The sequence below is a fragment of the Brakhagea baltica genome, assembly GCF_052161605.1.
GTDB lineage: Bacteria > Planctomycetota > Planctomycetia > Pirellulales > Pirellulaceae > JBKCUI01.
In genome coordinates this window covers 3,577,811-3,592,829 of the sequence record NZ_CP197409.1, presented here as the reverse complement: position 1 = coordinate 3,592,829, position 15,019 = coordinate 3,577,811, and the positions used below count along the sequence as shown (strand labels likewise).

Below are 15,019 nucleotides of genomic sequence, written 5' to 3'. Positions count from 1 at the left end.
ATTGATCTAAGAAGATCACTCACCCGCGACCTTCACAGCTGCGCGAGGATCCTGGGAGTTCACACCGAAGTCGATGTAGGAGCGGAAACCCATGCCCAGTGTGTTGGGTGGCATTTCCACACGTTCAATCACAGGGGTGCGACGACCATTGAGGAATACCAATTCGAAAGCAGGCAAGACGTTCGGGTTGGCGAACAGATACCACGCTTTCGGGCTTGCGCCGGCGTAGTAAGTATCCGACAGATGAGGCATGCTGATGACCCGATACTTGTTTCGATGCGGGTTGTCGACCGGAATCTTGGTTGGTTGCCCCGAGGCATCGATCATCAACTGAGCCGAACCCATCAGGAGTTCCGCATCCGTTTCGATCTCCACAGGCACGACCAGGAACTCGGGCCGAATGTTGATCGGCTTTTGATCTTTGGGCTTCGAACCTGGACCTGCTTTTTGTTTGCGGAAGGTCGTTTTGGCTCGGGTCAAGCTATTGGCACCGAAAGCGGTATCTGCTCCAGTAAGGAGGTTGGTATTGTTGGTACTGAAGAATCCTCCCACGTTCCCAAGAAGTAACGTGAAGAACAAATCATCGATCGACTCCGCTCCACTGCGTCCCATTTGGCGAGGGATGTCCATGAACGCGTTGAGATCGTCGTTGATGATGTCGTGCCGAGTCAGCGTCAGGATCTGGCCATAGGTGTCGGCTTTGTTGGAGTACTTCTGCTCGGAGAGCTTTCCATGCTTCAGTTCGCCGTCCGGAGCAACCTTTTCAAAGCCACCAGTACCGAGCAACCGGTATCGCGAGATCTCTTTGAAATCGCTCACGGTACTGATGCTACAGAGATCAAACGCCGCAATGGGCGTATTCTCGTAAGCAGCTAGCATGGTCTTGTTCATCACGTTTTCCATAATGCCGGGAAGGGACATTGTGGAAAAACCAGCACGAATCGTAGCCACACCATCCCCGAAAACGCGAGGAATATCGTGTCCTTCGAGCCGCGCACATTCGGCGACCAGTTCGCGGAGACCAATGTTACGAATCGGATCGGCAGCATGGAGGGTACGTTCCCCATATTGCTTCAATAATTGCGTCTCATTGAGTCCGACCGAAAGACAGCAAGCGGCTTCGAGGACTTCACGACGGTACATAGATTGACTCGCTTGTTGATCGGGAACTTTGGGCCGTTCGATGCGGAGTACAGCCAACTCCGTTTTGGTGACACTCCACCCCTCTTCGATCGCACGAGCTTCGACCTCAGTGTGCTTGCCAGCACACACCTTGCGAATACCTGCGATACGTTTGGATTCGGCGGCGGCTTCGATACGCATCTTAGAAACAACTCCACTGGTGACAGGACGCTTGGGCTTGCTAGCCAACTCCAAGCTTGCATTGACGGGTTCGAGTTCCGAATCGTCGGTCTCGGTACTGTCGTCTTCCGATTCTTCGAGATCGTCGTCGGCATGGCCGGCAGCAATACGAGCCTCGGTATCATCGTCGGCACCGAGGGCCACAAACGAGACCTCGCCGAGCGTTGACTTGCGAGCGATGTAGACAGGGCCTTTGAATTCGCGACTATTGGCCATGGCAGTCTTACCTTCGGGGATAAAGACAACCTTGTCTGCACTGGCACCAAGCGAGGCTTGCCAAGGGAAGCCGTTCTCGCTGGTGGCGATGACTTCTTGAGCGGTGGAGCCAACGCCCGAGATCACACCAGCCACTTCAAGCCGTGAATCACTCACCGTGATGTCATCGGTATGACCGACAATGCTGCCTCGATCGTGATCCTTGAGAATTGGACGGGCCTTGCGAGTGACTCGCATGCCGGATAGATCAACAACCACAGGATAAGGCCAGCCGCCGAGACGCATCGCGCCGCCGGTGTATGCCACCATGGAGAATTTGCGCAGTGCCAGCTTGCCTTCTTCGGTTGCTTCGGCTGCTTGTAAATGGATCGAGCTGGCATCGTCACAAACGATACGCAGCGAACTGGGTACCTTTTGAGACATGAGTCCAGAGTCTTGAGTCTGGAGGGAATCCTCTTCGCTACTGACTAAAGACTCCCGACTAAGGACTGTTTGCGTCTTCGTCATTCGTTACCTCTCCTGGAGAAAGTGAAGTTGAATCGATGGAAAGTCCCAGCTCACGCATGAGCGAGACCTCTTTCGCACGTTGTTTAAGTTCCGCCTCCCAATCACGCCCCTGCCTTGCGTATTCATGGGCCAGAGTTGTCGTATGATTGGCGAGGCGGATTTTCTGGGCATTGGCTTCTTTGGCTGGGTCGACATGTTCATGTCCGTCCCAGAACCATTGATGCTCGAACGATGCGTCGAGAGTGCGAAGCGAGTTCGGTAGATAGCCTTCGATGAGAATCGCTTCACGCAGCCATGCGACCAGAATGCGATCCAGAACGGTGCGAGCCATTTGGGATTGCTCGACACGGATCGACTTGAAGTAGGTTTGGTGATCCAGTCGCCCGGAGGCGTAGTTGTAGCCCGAGGAATTGCCGGCAGCCACGTTGAAAGGCATGTTCAAGCAACGAGCGATTTCGTTCAGAATCTCGCGTTTGAACTCCGCGTAAGTCGTGGCAGGTTGCTCCGCGTGCATTTGAGCCATCTTCCAACCGCCAGGCATGGTCAGCAGAGATCGCTTCTCCAGTTCGATCGGCTCGAACGGTTCAGCCGCATCGGCTTCACCACCGGCTGGTGCGTCGGTATAGAGAATCCCAGCGAAGTCTGCCGCCGTTTCGGCTGCTGCTAATACAGCAAGCGTGAATCGTCGGAGTTGCGCGAAGAGTGGAAGCGCAGGCGTGATATCGGGAATGCCACGGATCTGGCCAGGTCGATCGCTTCGGAAGAAATGGAGGACGGAATTGGCATTGATCGTGTTATAGTTCTTCGTGAACAGGAACGAATCATCGCCTGGATGTTCCCGAAGTACATCATACGAGATCGGATTGCCATACTCATCGAATCGAATGCCATCGAGATAGCGATTACCATCCGGACTAAGAGTAGGCGATGTGACCTGTTCGGCTTCGACCAGTTTGAGATCCAGTTGCACCGGCGAGGCGATTCTTGGATTGTTGGTTAACAGTCCAAACGACTCACCATCTGATACGCGAGCGAGTCGCATGGTGCGCAGCTTTTCGGCAAGATTGATTTCGCTTGCCCAGTTCAAAAACTCATGCTCGACGAAATCATTGGCTCGATCGTCGTTGGTCAACATCTGCAAACGCGGACCGGTCCCGATACAATCGTTCGCAAGAGTTAACGAAATGCCACGAGCATAGGAGTTGTTGGCGACTTCGTATCGCGAGCGATTGCGTAGCGTGCGGCGCACCTCGGGGCTATTGGCCGCGCTGGCGGATAAACCGTCAGCGGCCGCCCAGTGGCGAACGTTGTCGACCGTGGTGGTCGCCGCATCATAGCGTCCCAGCAATCTCGCTAGCGAAAAGGGGTGTCGGGCCGAGCGTCCACGGACGAGCGATCGATCTTGGTGATAGCTCCTCCTGCTCAAAATCCCTGACAGCAACTTCAACATCCTTGACTCAATCCCTGCTGTAAAACCCAACACCCCTGCCTATCGAAACAAGCTCAAAACAGTTGCGAACCGTTAAGTCGCCCCTGGTGGTACGAGCTTGTTGAAACGAAGACCACGCTTCGGTTGCGAGGCGGCCGCCTTGGAGGCCAGATACTTGTCCGCAGCGATCTGCTCGGTGAGCTTGTGTTGCTCGACGCTACCGGCATCTCCCGATGCCTTAGCGGGTGCCTTGGCACTTTCGCGAATCGTCTGTTGCAAGTTGTCTGACATACTGGAAACCCTCTTCGAGTGAAAAAGAAACTCGAGTAGCCTCTTCCAGTACTAACTATGCAATTTGTCCGAACGACGTCCCAAAATTTCTCTGTTTTGGTAGACTTGTACGCTCTAGGGAAAGAGTTTGGTTTTCCTCTATGTACGCAAATTACCAGCCAAAACATGAGCATATCGGCCTTGAAAGCTGATAATCCATCCCGAATGGCTTGCTTACAAAAAAATTTTGAGATCGCGCAATGCCTTCTTCGCTAGACAGAATTTTCGGTAGTTTAATCGGACTGATTTTCGCTGATGCTGTCGGATCACGATTCGAAGGTATGCAACAGGATCAACTTCGATCGAAGTTCAAAGATAAATTCGCTGCGTTTGAGAACGCTTTGAATCGACAAGAGCTCCAATACACAGACGACGGACAGATGACACTTGCGATTGCTGAGCACCTTGCCGATAACCCAACGATTGTTAGCAATGATTTGATGCGACGATTTGTGGATGTCTATGAATCATGGCGAGGATACGGGCGTGGCGCACGAGTGTTGATTGAGGCTTTTCGCGACAACGCTGAATATGAGTTTATGGCCGAGCATTTATTCCCGGGGGGATCGCTCGGAAACGGCGCTGCGATGCGAAGCGCGCCGATCGGTCTGCGTTTCGTTGGCGATGTCACAAGAATCTGGCAAGAAGCCAAGAATAGTGCTTGGCCAACTCATCGGCATGAACTCGGAATTGAGGGAGCACAGCTCATCGCAGTTGCTACATCGATTGCTGCTTCGAAATCACCGATCAATCCATTGATATTAGCTGAGGAACTGCTGCCGTTATGCTCTACAGTCGTGTTCCAGAACAGATTGGAGCGGTTGCGAGTAGTGAAGGCAGACGAAGACATCGAACAGTTCGGAAATGGAATCGAGGCGCATGAGTCAGTGGTCACGGCGTTAGCTTGCTTCGCCCTTTATCCGTGCGACTATCAAATCGCAATATCCACAGCGATTTGGCAGGGCGGAGATACCGATACGATCGCCGCGATGACAGGCGCACTCGTTGGCGCGCATGTTGGTTCGGGGTTTTCGAAAGACTTACCGTTGAAGCGGCTTGAAGAAGGGGATGAGTTTATTGGATTTGTTCGCGCACTTTCCACACGATTGGCAGATTGTGAAAGTTAAAACATAGCGTGATCATAGTCGGCGTTTCCTTCATCTGCTTTCGACCCGCTTGCGATAGTCCTCCACTGCAAGCTTCAATTTCTTGTTTGGCTTCTTGGGTGCCAATAACGCATCGAAAAGAATCCTGCTTTGCGCTTGGTCTAAGTGCAGGTTCTCATGCTCGCCGATCACCTTCTTGGCAGCGATTTCGACATGAGCAAGCACAAATTCAGACACGGTCCGACCACTGAGAACGGCAGCCCGCTCGATTAGATCTTTCTGCTCTTGAGACACTCGCGTTTCGATTCGAGCTGACTTGGAGGTGCTATTTCTAGTTGACATTGTTTGCTCCTTGATTCGCTCAATTGTACGGCTTATTTTCGTACAAGTCGATTTGAATCTATTCGGCTGCCAAGGCTCAAAACAACATCATCCTCGTCTTCGTCCCTGCATTTCCTTGAAGCTCAGGCGATTTCGCTTCTCTGGGACGTCTCGATCAGTACCGAAAAGCACAACGCCTTGCATGGATGCCGCGACCGCTGAACCGACCAAACAATCGAACCAGTGGTTGTCGGGCTGTTCGGGTCGCTGCTTCCACTCATCAACGCTCCGGCCACGAGCCTCAGTCTTGATGAAGTACTCAGAGGTCAGATGTTCCGAAAGCATTCGATGCGTTTCGGCGTTGGTTCCGAAGAGCGAGAGGCAACCGCGGTCGCCCATTGAAACGCGAAGCCGAGCGTTGATAAACGACTTCCACCAGTTGGTATCGTAGACCACGTGACGGATGGCTCGCTTGCCATGGACGTTGGGGATTCGCCAATTGAGCCCCACTCGATCACCTGGCCGGCGTCGATACTCGCTGAATGGCAAGCTCGACGCACCGACGAACCGACCGTGGCTAGGGATGATCACAGCGGCGTGCTTGGACTGTCGACAGAACTGGTACACCACATCGGTCGACTGCCCCCAGTTGGCGTCGATCAAACAGCGACCGATCCGCATCGCTGCGCCATCGTCTCGTTGCCATTCCCGATCGAGTAGCTTCGACGTCAGCGATTCGAGGCCTGCGTAAATGGAGCCCTCGAGTCCGGTTCCGATGGCTTCGGAGCTTAGTGTCTGGCGAGCCTCGCGCAGCGTGAAGTACGGACGTTGCTGGTCGGGGTAACAGCCGTAGTCGATCACGTAACCCGTGAAGTCATCCTCCCATGCGGTGACCACGTAGAAGAGCAATTTTTGCTGAACGTCAATGAAGGCGGTGAGATGGTTCGCGCCGATCGAGACCAAGCCCCGATCGATGCGGTTGATCTTGCTCGCGACCTCTTCTGGTTTGAGCATCCCGTCGACAACCGTCTCCGCCGGCAGTGGTTGATTTTGGTACTCGGCGAAGAACGCGGCTTCGTCTTGGAGTTTAAGATTCATCGCGTGTTGGATCGCCGAGAGCTCGTCGTAGTTGAATCGCTCCTGCCAAGCGATCACGGCACCCTCATCCATCGCCGCTTGGTTCTGCCGATAAAACTCCGTAGCCGCTTCACCTCCATCACCGCCACGCATCCCTTCGGCGCGGATCTCGGCGTAACGCTCCCATAGCGTTTCGTTCTTGGGGAATGAATAGACCATCTTGGTGCGCTCGCCATTCCATTCCGGATGGCGATTGCGATCCAGGATATTGTCGGCCATATCCCCTGGGCGAATCACGGTGCAAGGCATGATACCCGAGATCTTCTTGCCCGGCCCGGCCAAGCCAAGGACTGCACCGGCGAGGATACTTTCACGGTTCGCGCATTGCGAAAGCGATCGAGCGCTCTCGTCCGTTTGCGGGTCATCGAGTACAACGAGACTCGGCCGAACAGTTCTCCCATCAGGACGTTTAAACTTCATCCCGCGGATGCGACCCGTCAGACCAGCGACCTTGATGATCGCGCCGCTGGCAGGACTATTCTCGATCGTCGGCAGTACCACCTCTTTCGCAGTCCAACCGATCTGTGTTCGCTTCCCTTTATAGAGCTGGCCGTTGGCTCGATTGGAAATCCCATCGAGGGCTTGAATCGGGAAGCAGACCTCAGGAAAATCGGCCAAAAGGAGCTCGTTGCTATCGAGTTCGGTCTTGATCGATTCCAGCATATCGCACGCATGGCCCTCGTCGCTGCCGATCAAACAAACGAAGTTGCGATGCCCGTAGAGCACTGCCCAAATACAAGCGACTTCCGCGATTGAACTCTTGCCGCTACCACGGGCCATGGCCAGTGCAAACAATCCCCCATGGACAACGGCTTGCTCGATTTTGTTGATGACCTTGATATGGTCCGGCGACCATGCCAGATGAAACGTCAGAGGAAAGTAGGTTTCACAAAAGTATCGAAAGTCCCGCGAAGCACGATCTTTACGGTCTGGATTATCGACCTCTGGTAGTTCACCGATGTCGCGACCGGCCAGTGCAAGGGCTGCGTTACGGGCCCTTGCTCGTTCCTTCATTGCATCATACGGATCGACACCGCTCGTCGTACGAGGCGCATGACGTACGACATGCATCCAGGCGCAATAGCGCAGCAAATCGACGGTCTTGTTGTCGCCAATACGTGCGCCGGCGCGTTGACGGTGCCGATAGAGTTGCCGTTCACTGATCACCTCGCCTAGCGGCGTCGAGTTGAGCAGTCGGCATAGCTCGCTTGGCTTTAGTTTTCTTGGATCACTCGCCACGTCCCATCTCCTTGGCTTGCCAACTGCTGTAGTGCACGAGGTTGATCGTTCCATCAACGTTCACCGGCGCACCGTTTTGTAGATCGAGTCGAATCTTCTCGGGATCGATCCGTTCTCGGTAGGCGGCCGAAAGGAGCTTCGCCGCTTGTTCCACCGAAAGCCTCGTCGGATCGACCTGGTTATTTCCTTCACTCATCGTATTCCTCCCTGGATTGGCGACTCGCAACGTGGGGCCACCGTTTGCGCACGGTCGCGTTTTGGTCGCATGTTCGCCTGGTTATGCGGAGCATGTTTGGACGCCACTGTGGCGTAATGTCGGGGCACCGGTTGCCTCTCGAGAAACATGAAAATTACTGGGAAAAACATGCAAGACTTTGCTTGAGCTTTCCCCGCAGGCTGCCAAATGTGTGACACGCGAAGCGAATTCCGCCTCGCAAATAAACCACAAGTTGCACAGGAGCCAAAAACATGAACGCAAACGAAATCGCCTTCGGAATCGAATTCGAAACCACCCTCCCTGGAACCGACAACACACCGATCGGGCCTTACCACAACGGATACCAAGTACCTTGGTTGCCAACCGGATGGAAAGCAGAACGGGACGGGAGCATCCGACCCGAGAACCCAAGCCGTAAAGGATGCGAGTTTGTCAGCCCGATCCTCAAAGGGGTTGATGGTGTACGCCAGGTCGAAGACGCGATCGACCAGATCAACGCACGAGGCGGACGAGTTAATGCGAGCTGCGGACTGCACATAACCGTAACCTTCAACGGTGACGCGGCTGCCCTGGCACGATTGATCTCCCTGGTTGGTAACCACGAACGAGCCATTTACGCCTCGACCGGAACACGAAAACGCGAACAGATGATGTACGCTAAGCGAATCAAACAATACGGTGATAAAGACCTTGCGAAAAACCAATGCGAAGCGGATCGATACCACCTGCTGAACCTGACCCACCTCAAACGGGGCAAGAACCGGATCGAATTTCGGGCCTTCGCCGGAACGCTCAACAAGACCAAGGTGATCGGATACCTGATGATGGTTTTGGGTTTGGTAGAACTTTCTCTGAACAGCAAACGATGCAGCGACTGGGACTACATCAAGAAGGAAGGTACTAAAAGCTGCTGGGACCGACCTGGTGCCGGCCTGGGAGAAACCGAACTCAACCGATTGTTCTACCGACTCGGATGGACCAAGGGTTGGTACAAGGGGGCCCTTCGCGACAAGGTCTACGGAGAGATCGCCGGCGAAACCAAACCCGACTGGAAGGCGATCAAAACCAAACTTCTGGACCTCGCCCGTAAATACGACCAAGCGATCTAGGACGCAAGAAACAGCAACGCCGCGTACGGAAGCGCGGCGTTTGTCCGTTTGGTCGCCACACTCGCACAACGTCGCGTTCTTTTCGCAACGACCGACCAAATACCCAACATCGGATCGGATGCGACACTCGCTAACGTCGGGCACCGTGTGGCAGGCAAAGATAACCGCAAAAACAGGAAAGAAAGCTGATCGAATCGACTTGAGTTCGTGCAAACCGCATGGCTTCATGGTGTCTAGATAAAAACGAATCGCTTTCCTTTCCGAAACGGAGAAACACAGATGAACAACACAAACAACCCACACGCAGCCACCGATGCCACCCTTCGCCAAATCTTCAAGGCGATGGACGCCCACCAAGCCCAAGAGATCCGCGAAGCCTACTACAAAGCGATCGAGGGTTTGATGACCTTGGCGGAAACCCTCGAGATCGCCGACGCACAACAAACCCCAAGCGCCGGCCCACTTCTCACCGAACACTTCCACGCGGTCCAAGCCTTGGACGCGATGAAGAACAGCCGGCTTGGCAAGATCCTCTAAACCACAAAATACGAGAACGCCTTGGACGCCGCGCACGGAGGCGCGGCGTTCTTCTGTTTGGTCGCCACACTTGCGAACGGTCGCGTTCTTTCTTCCATGGGCGACCAAGTCCCCCACTTGAAAATCAACGCGGCAGGTGCCAACGTCGGGCACTGTCAGGCCTCCCGGGAAACATGGAAGAACATGGGAAAAAGCTGCAAGAACTGGCTTGCTGCCGTTTGAACCGCATGGCTCATGTGTGTTATCGCCCAGATGCAGACCGTTTCCACAACGCATGAGGAGAACCAACCGATGCCCAGCAACGACGACCGACAATCCGCCATCAGAACCGCCTTCAAGCAAATGCCTCGCGCAACCGCCCTTGATATCTGCGAGGACTACAGCGAGGTGGTCGCGCGGTTGAAGCGATTGGTTGACAACCTGGCCGGCACGTTCGTGGTGGCGAGCGGAGATTCGGCTCGAGCCCTTGAAGCAGAACTCCGCATGTTTGAAGAAGCGATCGATGTCGTTTCCGGCAGCATGTTGCCCGATGCGATCGACGAATTTTTTCCTTCCAGCAAATGATAGAAAAACCTGATGAAAACATGGAAAGCACGGCTTGATGTTATGCGAACCGCATGGCTCATGTGTGTTATCGCCTAACCAATTTCCATTCACCCAAACGGAGAACCAAACATGAACCTCGACACCTTGATCGAAATCCTCAACGACTACCGCGAAGAGTTCGGAGGCGACGCCGAAGTGCGGCTGATGACCCAGCAGAACTGGCCCTTCGAGAACCGCATCTGCGGCGTGACAAGCGGCCGCGACATGAACGACGCGTCCAACGATGAGGATGAAGACGACGACGCCCAAGATGTTGCCGACGACCACACGGTCTACATCGTCGAAGGCGGGCAGATCTGCTACGGCAGCAAGCGGGCTTGGGAGAACTATCGCAGTTGTTGAGACGCAGCATGGATCGGCCGGGATGAAAAGATTCCAGAATCCTTTCATCTTCGGCTTGCTTGATGGCATTCCGCATGGCTTCATGTGATGGACGCCACAACGATTCCCCCACACCCCTTCAAAGGACGCAGCAAGATGAATACCTACGACCTCGACCTGACGATCACCAAGATTAGCAACCGCAACCGCAACGCGGGCGGATCTTGGGTACGAGGCAAGATCAACGACGAATACCGCTTCGAAGTTTTGGTGTTCGCCGACCACGCCGAACAAGAGTCTTTCGAACTGAACCGCAGCAAGATCTCGAAGCTCTGGATTCAACGCCTGGCCGACAAAAAAACCATGTTCAACTTTGACCGCGGCTTGGATGTGCCAGCGGCCAATACAGAGATCCAGGTGGTAGTCGACTTTCTTTGCGAAGGATTGTCGGACCTGGTCTTTGGCGGGTAAGCCGAAACGCAGGACGAACCTGCGTAGTCGATCGGTGGTTCGATCGACCTGACGATGGCAGCCAACCACAAACACGAATGGAGAGATACCAAGATGAAGAAGGCAGATGTAAAGATCGGAAGCAGCTACTACGCAAACGTTTCGGGTAAGCGATGCGAGGTTCGCATCGATGCCGAGAAGCCACGGGGTGGCTGGGATGCGACGAACCTTGCGACAGGCAAGAAGATTCTCATCAAGAGCGCACAGCGCTTGCAGGGTGAAGTCGGTGCGGGGCGTGGACGCGCAAAGGTTACCACCGAAGGTAATGTCACGGTGGTTGAGAACGAACCAGCCACCGTCGAAACGATCGGAGGCGAAACGTCCACAGCGGTTGCGGTTCTCAAGAAACCACGCAAGGCAAAGGCGGCGACCACCGAGACCGCCGACGCCGGCGAGAAGCGATTGAGCTGTGTCGCCGCGGCCTTGAAGGTTCTTAGCGAATCGAGCGAACCTATGAACGCCCAAGAGTTGATCACCGCGATGGAAACCAAAGGCTATTGGACGAGCCCCGGTGGCAAGACACCCCACGCGACCTTGTACAGCGCGATCCTTCGCGACTTGGCCAAGGGGGACGATAGCAAGTTCGTGAAGACCGAACGCGGACGTTTCACGGTTCGAGGCTAGGAGAGCGAACCGGTGAAACACTTTTACGATTTGCGAACGGTGGATGACCTGGCCGACGGTGAGATCGCAATGCCCGAGCCAGGCATCACCTACGACCTGCGAACGATCAACAATCACAAGCTCGACGTCGGCAGCGTTGTGGATGTGATCCGCCAAGGCCCGACGCTGTTCGCCCGAACGACCAACGGAGACTCGATCGCAGTTTCCGGCCACGGCGCTGCCATCTTGGTACCGCACGATTTGTAGACGAGCACGAAGCACGGAACGCTTCCCACCAATCGCCCCACGTTTACACCGTGTGGGCGTTTTCTCGTTGATGCGAACATAAGCCCAGCAGGCAACACAACGCGACACGTCGCGAAACCGCGGTTCGCCGGCGCAGCCACATGTTTCTACAAATTTCGCAAAACATGCTCGCATGTTGGCTTGATGTTTTTGCGACTTGCTGGCTGACTGTTGGGGATCGTATTTCGTTTTTCCAACAACCAGGAACCAACTATGGCCAAACCAGCCCTTGAGCCGGCAGCTCCCTACGAGAACCTTCACCTCGTTGCTCGAGACTACCTCGATCGACTGCGTCAATCGCTTGACACATTGCAACCACCAGATGACCAAGCACTCCGCTGGCGGAACGTTCACACGATGGCACAGGTCAACGCACGCCTGGCTCAAGCCGGCGAACTGCTCGACAAACTCAACGCAACCACCAAATGAAACAAGGAGCCAATGACCATGCACACACGATTGAAGAAAGGCGATCGCATCCGCTTGGTATCGATGCCGCAAGATCCAGACCCAATCCCCGTGGGTTCGCTCGGGACCGTTGTCGAAGTTCACGACCACCGCGATTGGGCGCAGGTCGATGTCGACTGGGACAACGGCCGCTCGCTCATGTTGACGATGCCCGACGATAGTGTCGCCATCGTCGAACCCAACCACCGCGAACCATCGAAGTAAGGAAACCAACCTATGTCCACAAGAGCAACGATTGCCTGCAAGCAAGAAGATGGCCGCTACGCAGCCATCTACCTTCACTTCGATGGCTACCAAGACTACGCCGGCAGGGTCCTCAAAGAACATTACACATCGATCGAGTCGGCACGAATGCTGATCGCAGGCGGCGATATTCGATCGCTCGCTAACGACGGAACGCCCGAGCGATTCACCGATGGCAACAGAGCGGTTGTCATGCCAACGCGTGCCGCCCTGCATGAATTCGCTGGGAACTGCGGTGCGGAGTACATCTACACGTTTGAAATTGCTATATGGGAGTGCTACAAATTGTAAAGTACCGGGGGAAATTCGATGACAGTTCGAGTTACAATGAAGTGGGCTAAGTTTCCAAAATAACCAACCTGCGGCGTGATGATGGATATTGATTGGGACCAGAATGGATACCCGAGTCTTCATTATGAGCGACTTTGCTCTGCAAGGATGTATTCCATAGTCGCCGCTGGAGTAACGGGTTGCCTTTTCTTGTGCGGAATAACCGGGGCGGTATTCGGATATTTTCCCCCACTTGCTGCAGCTGTTTTGGGAGCAGTTTTCCTTTTCTTCGGCTTGTTCGTTCCTGTCGCGTCGGTTTATGACACCAAACATTATGTTCAGGTCATTCCGTATTTTCAGCGACGCATTGGTGGTATTGATACATTTCTCGCTGGTCATACGATGGTCCGCTATCTCGAGCAACTGGATCTCATTGCGAAGGAGCAAAATGTAAAACCGATCTCCTCGTTTGGCTTTGGTGACGACCTTCTGGGCGATGAGGTTGTTTGGCATGACCCAACGATTGGATTGAAATCCATATGTGCCATCCAATCTGTTTTGAAACAATCGAGTATTCCAGATGCTATCGAAAAACCGTTGCAATCCGATCTTGCGAAGTGGCAGCATGCGTTGGAACTCGCTGCTGCCGAGCATGTTTCGTTTTGCGTACTGCTGCAACATGGAGATTCAACTAGCGGTCACGAATGGGACGTGAGACGGGGGTCTGCTTTCTAAAACGTCTTTAATCTACTGTGAAACTGTCGCTTTCATCGGAATAGGTGACCCTCCCGTTCGTTCAAGGACAGCTGGCTTACCAGTGAAACGCTGGAAGCGATCGACGATGACATCGCAATAGAGCGTGTCGAGTTCCATCAAGAACGCATTGCGACCGCATTGCTCGGCTCCGATCAACGTTGAACCAGAGCCACCGAAGAGATCCAGGACATTCTCGCCTTGCACCGATGAATACTGCATCGCGCGCACGGCGAGTTCTACAGGCTTCTCGGTCAAGTGGATCATTGACTGCGGGTTGACCTTCTTCACCTGCCATAGGTCCGTCGCATTCTTGGGCCCGTAGTATTTGTGCCCTGCACCTTCCTTCCAACCGTAGAACGCCCATTCATGCGCGCCCATAAAGTCCTTGCGTGTTAGGACTGGATGCTGTTTGTCCCAGATGATGGACTGCGAAAAGTAGAGGCCGTGCTTTTTCAGCACTGGCGGATAGTTTCCGCAATTAGCGTAGCCGCCCCAGATGTAAAAGCAACGACCGGGAAGTAAAACTCGGGCAATGTTTCCGAACCAGTCTTCAAGCAGTTGATCGAAAGCTTCATCACTAACGAAATCGTTTGCCAAGGGCCGATCTTTGGCACGAAGCTTTTTATGTGTAGCCGCATGTTTTGGTTTGCCGGTCTCGTGATCGACACCAAACGAAGCGGCGTTACCCTGACCACCCTTGAGTCTCGAAGCGGCTCCGTCGTTCGTGAAAGATGACAAACCAGCAGCAATTGCGTTATTGGATCGCGGCTCCACTTTAACGTTGTACGGGGGATCTGTGTTAACAAGATGAATAGGCTTGCCGGCCAACAGTCGATCGAGATGTTCTGGATTCGACGAATCACCACAGAGCAACCGATGATTTCCGAGGATCCAAAGATCGCCTGGTTGCGTAACCGCTTCGTCTGGTGGCTCGGGGATCTCGTCCGGATCGGTCAATCCTTCGTTGACGCCAGTGTCCATCAGCTTGGCGAGTTCCTCAGCATTAAATCCGAGGAGACCGAGGTCGTAGTTCGCTTCTTGCAATGCCGATAGTTCTATCGGCAAGAGATCGTAATTCCATTCCGCAATCTCAGCGGTCTTGTTGTCAGCGATCCGATACGCGCGAACTTGATCAGGCGTCAGGTGCGCAGCAACGACGACGGGAACACGGTCTAGCCCAAGCTTCTGCGCCGCCTTCAAGCGTGTATGGCCGACGATGATGACGCTGTCGCTGTCGACAACGATCGGCTGCGAGAAACCAAACTCCTTGATCGATGCTGCGACGGCATCAACCGCCTTTTCGTTGTTACGAGGGTTGTTTTCATAGGGTCGAACGCGATCGAGCGTCCACATTTCGATCTGCAAAGCTGTTGTGGTCATAAAGCAATCCTTTTGGGGTTAATTTGATGTACTAGTTAAAGTGGTT

The 15,019-nt window shown here is 54.1% G+C and carries 20 protein-coding genes and 1 other RNA gene; 14 read left to right on the top strand and 7 right to left on the bottom strand.

From position 1 onward, the window contains the following. Positions 1-15: 15 nt before the first annotated feature. The 3 genes from SH449x_RS13595 to SH449x_RS13585 form a co-directional block, all read right to left on the bottom strand. Complete coding sequence (locus SH449x_RS13595; protein WP_482376628.1) at positions 16-2,085, bottom strand: phage major capsid protein; 2,070 nt, start codon at positions 2,083-2,085, stop codon at positions 16-18. Then, on the bottom strand, positions 2,060-3,535 hold the full coding sequence (locus SH449x_RS13590; protein ID WP_482376627.1) for a phage portal protein: 1,476 nt from the start codon (positions 3,533-3,535) through the stop codon (positions 2,060-2,062). Before SH449x_RS13590 ends, SH449x_RS13595 begins: the two co-directional genes overlap by 26 nt. Positions 3,536-3,607: 72 nt before the next feature. Then, positions 3,608-3,805 carry a hypothetical protein gene (locus SH449x_RS13585; RefSeq protein WP_482376626.1) on the bottom strand — a complete coding sequence of 66 codons (198 nt, stop codon included), beginning with the start codon at positions 3,803-3,805 and terminating at the stop codon, positions 3,608-3,610. A gap of 239 nt (positions 3,806-4,044) precedes the next feature. Between SH449x_RS13585 and SH449x_RS13580 the strand changes: the two genes are divergently transcribed. Next, a complete protein-coding gene (locus SH449x_RS13580) occupies positions 4,045-4,971 on the top strand; it encodes an ADP-ribosylglycohydrolase family protein (protein ID WP_482376625.1) in 927 nt (308 codons plus the stop codon). Between the two features lie 30 nt (positions 4,972-5,001). Here SH449x_RS13580 and SH449x_RS13575 read toward each other — a convergent pair whose 3' ends face one another. The 3 genes from SH449x_RS13575 to SH449x_RS13565 form a co-directional block, all read right to left on the bottom strand. Beyond that, on the bottom strand, positions 5,002-5,292 hold the full coding sequence (locus tag SH449x_RS13575; protein WP_482376624.1) for a type II toxin-antitoxin system TacA family antitoxin: 291 nt from the start codon (positions 5,290-5,292) through the stop codon (positions 5,002-5,004). Positions 5,293-5,379: 87 nt separating this feature from the next. Continuing rightward, positions 5,380-7,647, bottom strand: coding sequence for a terminase gpA endonuclease subunit (locus SH449x_RS13570; RefSeq protein ID WP_482376623.1), 2,268 nt, complete (start codon positions 7,645-7,647; stop codon positions 5,380-5,382). After that, positions 7,637-7,843: a hypothetical protein gene (locus SH449x_RS13565; RefSeq protein ID WP_482376622.1), complete on the bottom strand. Its 207-nt coding sequence runs from the start codon at positions 7,841-7,843 to the stop codon at positions 7,637-7,639. The genes SH449x_RS13570 and SH449x_RS13565 overlap by 11 nt, the downstream gene beginning before the upstream one ends. Positions 7,844-8,115: 272 nt before the next feature. On the opposite strand from SH449x_RS13565, the gene SH449x_RS13560 reads away from it, so the two are divergent. The 13 genes from SH449x_RS13560 (at position 8,116) to SH449x_RS13500 (ending at position 13,572) form a co-directional block, all read left to right on the top strand. Next, the gene (locus SH449x_RS13560; protein ID WP_482376621.1) at positions 8,116-8,973 is read left to right on the top strand and encodes an amidoligase family protein; all 858 of its coding nucleotides are present in this window, start codon (positions 8,116-8,118) and stop codon (positions 8,971-8,973) included. A gap of 279 nt (positions 8,974-9,252) precedes the next feature. Next, positions 9,253-9,510: a hypothetical protein gene (locus SH449x_RS13555; RefSeq protein WP_482376620.1), complete on the top strand. Its 258-nt coding sequence runs from the start codon at positions 9,253-9,255 to the stop codon at positions 9,508-9,510. Positions 9,511-9,531: 21 nt separating this feature from the next. Beyond that, the gene (locus SH449x_RS13550; RefSeq protein WP_482376619.1) at positions 9,532-9,732 is read left to right on the top strand and encodes a hypothetical protein; all 201 of its coding nucleotides are present in this window, start codon (positions 9,532-9,534) and stop codon (positions 9,730-9,732) included. Positions 9,733-9,744: 12 nt separating this feature from the next. Further along, positions 9,745-10,074 carry a hypothetical protein gene (locus SH449x_RS13545; RefSeq protein WP_482376618.1) on the top strand — a complete coding sequence of 110 codons (330 nt, stop codon included), beginning with the start codon at positions 9,745-9,747 and terminating at the stop codon, positions 10,072-10,074. A gap of 111 nt (positions 10,075-10,185) precedes the next feature. Beyond that, positions 10,186-10,458 carry a hypothetical protein gene (locus SH449x_RS13540; protein WP_482376617.1) on the top strand — a complete coding sequence of 91 codons (273 nt, stop codon included), beginning with the start codon at positions 10,186-10,188 and terminating at the stop codon, positions 10,456-10,458. Between the two features lie 87 nt (positions 10,459-10,545). After that, positions 10,546-10,908, top strand: coding sequence for a DUF7678 domain-containing protein (locus SH449x_RS13535; RefSeq protein WP_482376616.1), 363 nt, complete (start codon positions 10,546-10,548; stop codon positions 10,906-10,908). Next, an RNA gene (locus tag SH449x_RS13530) (hammerhead ribozyme type II) lies at positions 10,908-10,975 on the top strand. The genes SH449x_RS13535 and SH449x_RS13530 overlap by 1 nt, the downstream gene beginning before the upstream one ends. A gap of 26 nt (positions 10,976-11,001) precedes the next feature. Next, entirely contained in the window at positions 11,002-11,571 is a 570-nt protein-coding gene (locus SH449x_RS13525; RefSeq protein WP_482376615.1) for a winged helix-turn-helix domain-containing protein, read from the top strand. A gap of 12 nt (positions 11,572-11,583) precedes the next feature. Next, positions 11,584-11,817 (top strand): hypothetical protein, encoded by a 234-nt coding sequence (locus SH449x_RS13520; protein WP_482376614.1) that lies wholly within the window; start codon positions 11,584-11,586, stop codon positions 11,815-11,817. Between the two features lie 252 nt (positions 11,818-12,069). After that, the gene (locus SH449x_RS13515) at positions 12,070-12,285 is read left to right on the top strand and encodes a hypothetical protein (RefSeq protein WP_482376613.1); all 216 of its coding nucleotides are present in this window, start codon (positions 12,070-12,072) and stop codon (positions 12,283-12,285) included. An 18-nt stretch (positions 12,286-12,303) separates the two neighbouring features. After that, a complete protein-coding gene (locus tag SH449x_RS13510; protein WP_482376612.1) occupies positions 12,304-12,528 on the top strand; it encodes a DUF4314 domain-containing protein in 225 nt (74 codons plus the stop codon). A 12-nt stretch (positions 12,529-12,540) separates the two neighbouring features. Then, the gene (locus tag SH449x_RS13505) at positions 12,541-12,858 is read left to right on the top strand and encodes a hypothetical protein (RefSeq protein ID WP_482376611.1); all 318 of its coding nucleotides are present in this window, start codon (positions 12,541-12,543) and stop codon (positions 12,856-12,858) included. 78 nt (positions 12,859-12,936) lie between these two features. Continuing rightward, positions 12,937-13,572 carry a hypothetical protein gene (locus SH449x_RS13500; protein WP_482376610.1) on the top strand — a complete coding sequence of 212 codons (636 nt, stop codon included), beginning with the start codon at positions 12,937-12,939 and terminating at the stop codon, positions 13,570-13,572. A 12-nt stretch (positions 13,573-13,584) separates the two neighbouring features. Here the strand turns inward: SH449x_RS13500 and SH449x_RS13495 are convergent, their stop codons facing one another. Continuing rightward, positions 13,585-14,973: a DNA modification methylase gene (locus tag SH449x_RS13495; protein WP_482376609.1), complete on the bottom strand. Its 1,389-nt coding sequence runs from the start codon at positions 14,971-14,973 to the stop codon at positions 13,585-13,587. Between the last annotated feature and the right edge of the window lie 46 nt (positions 14,974-15,019).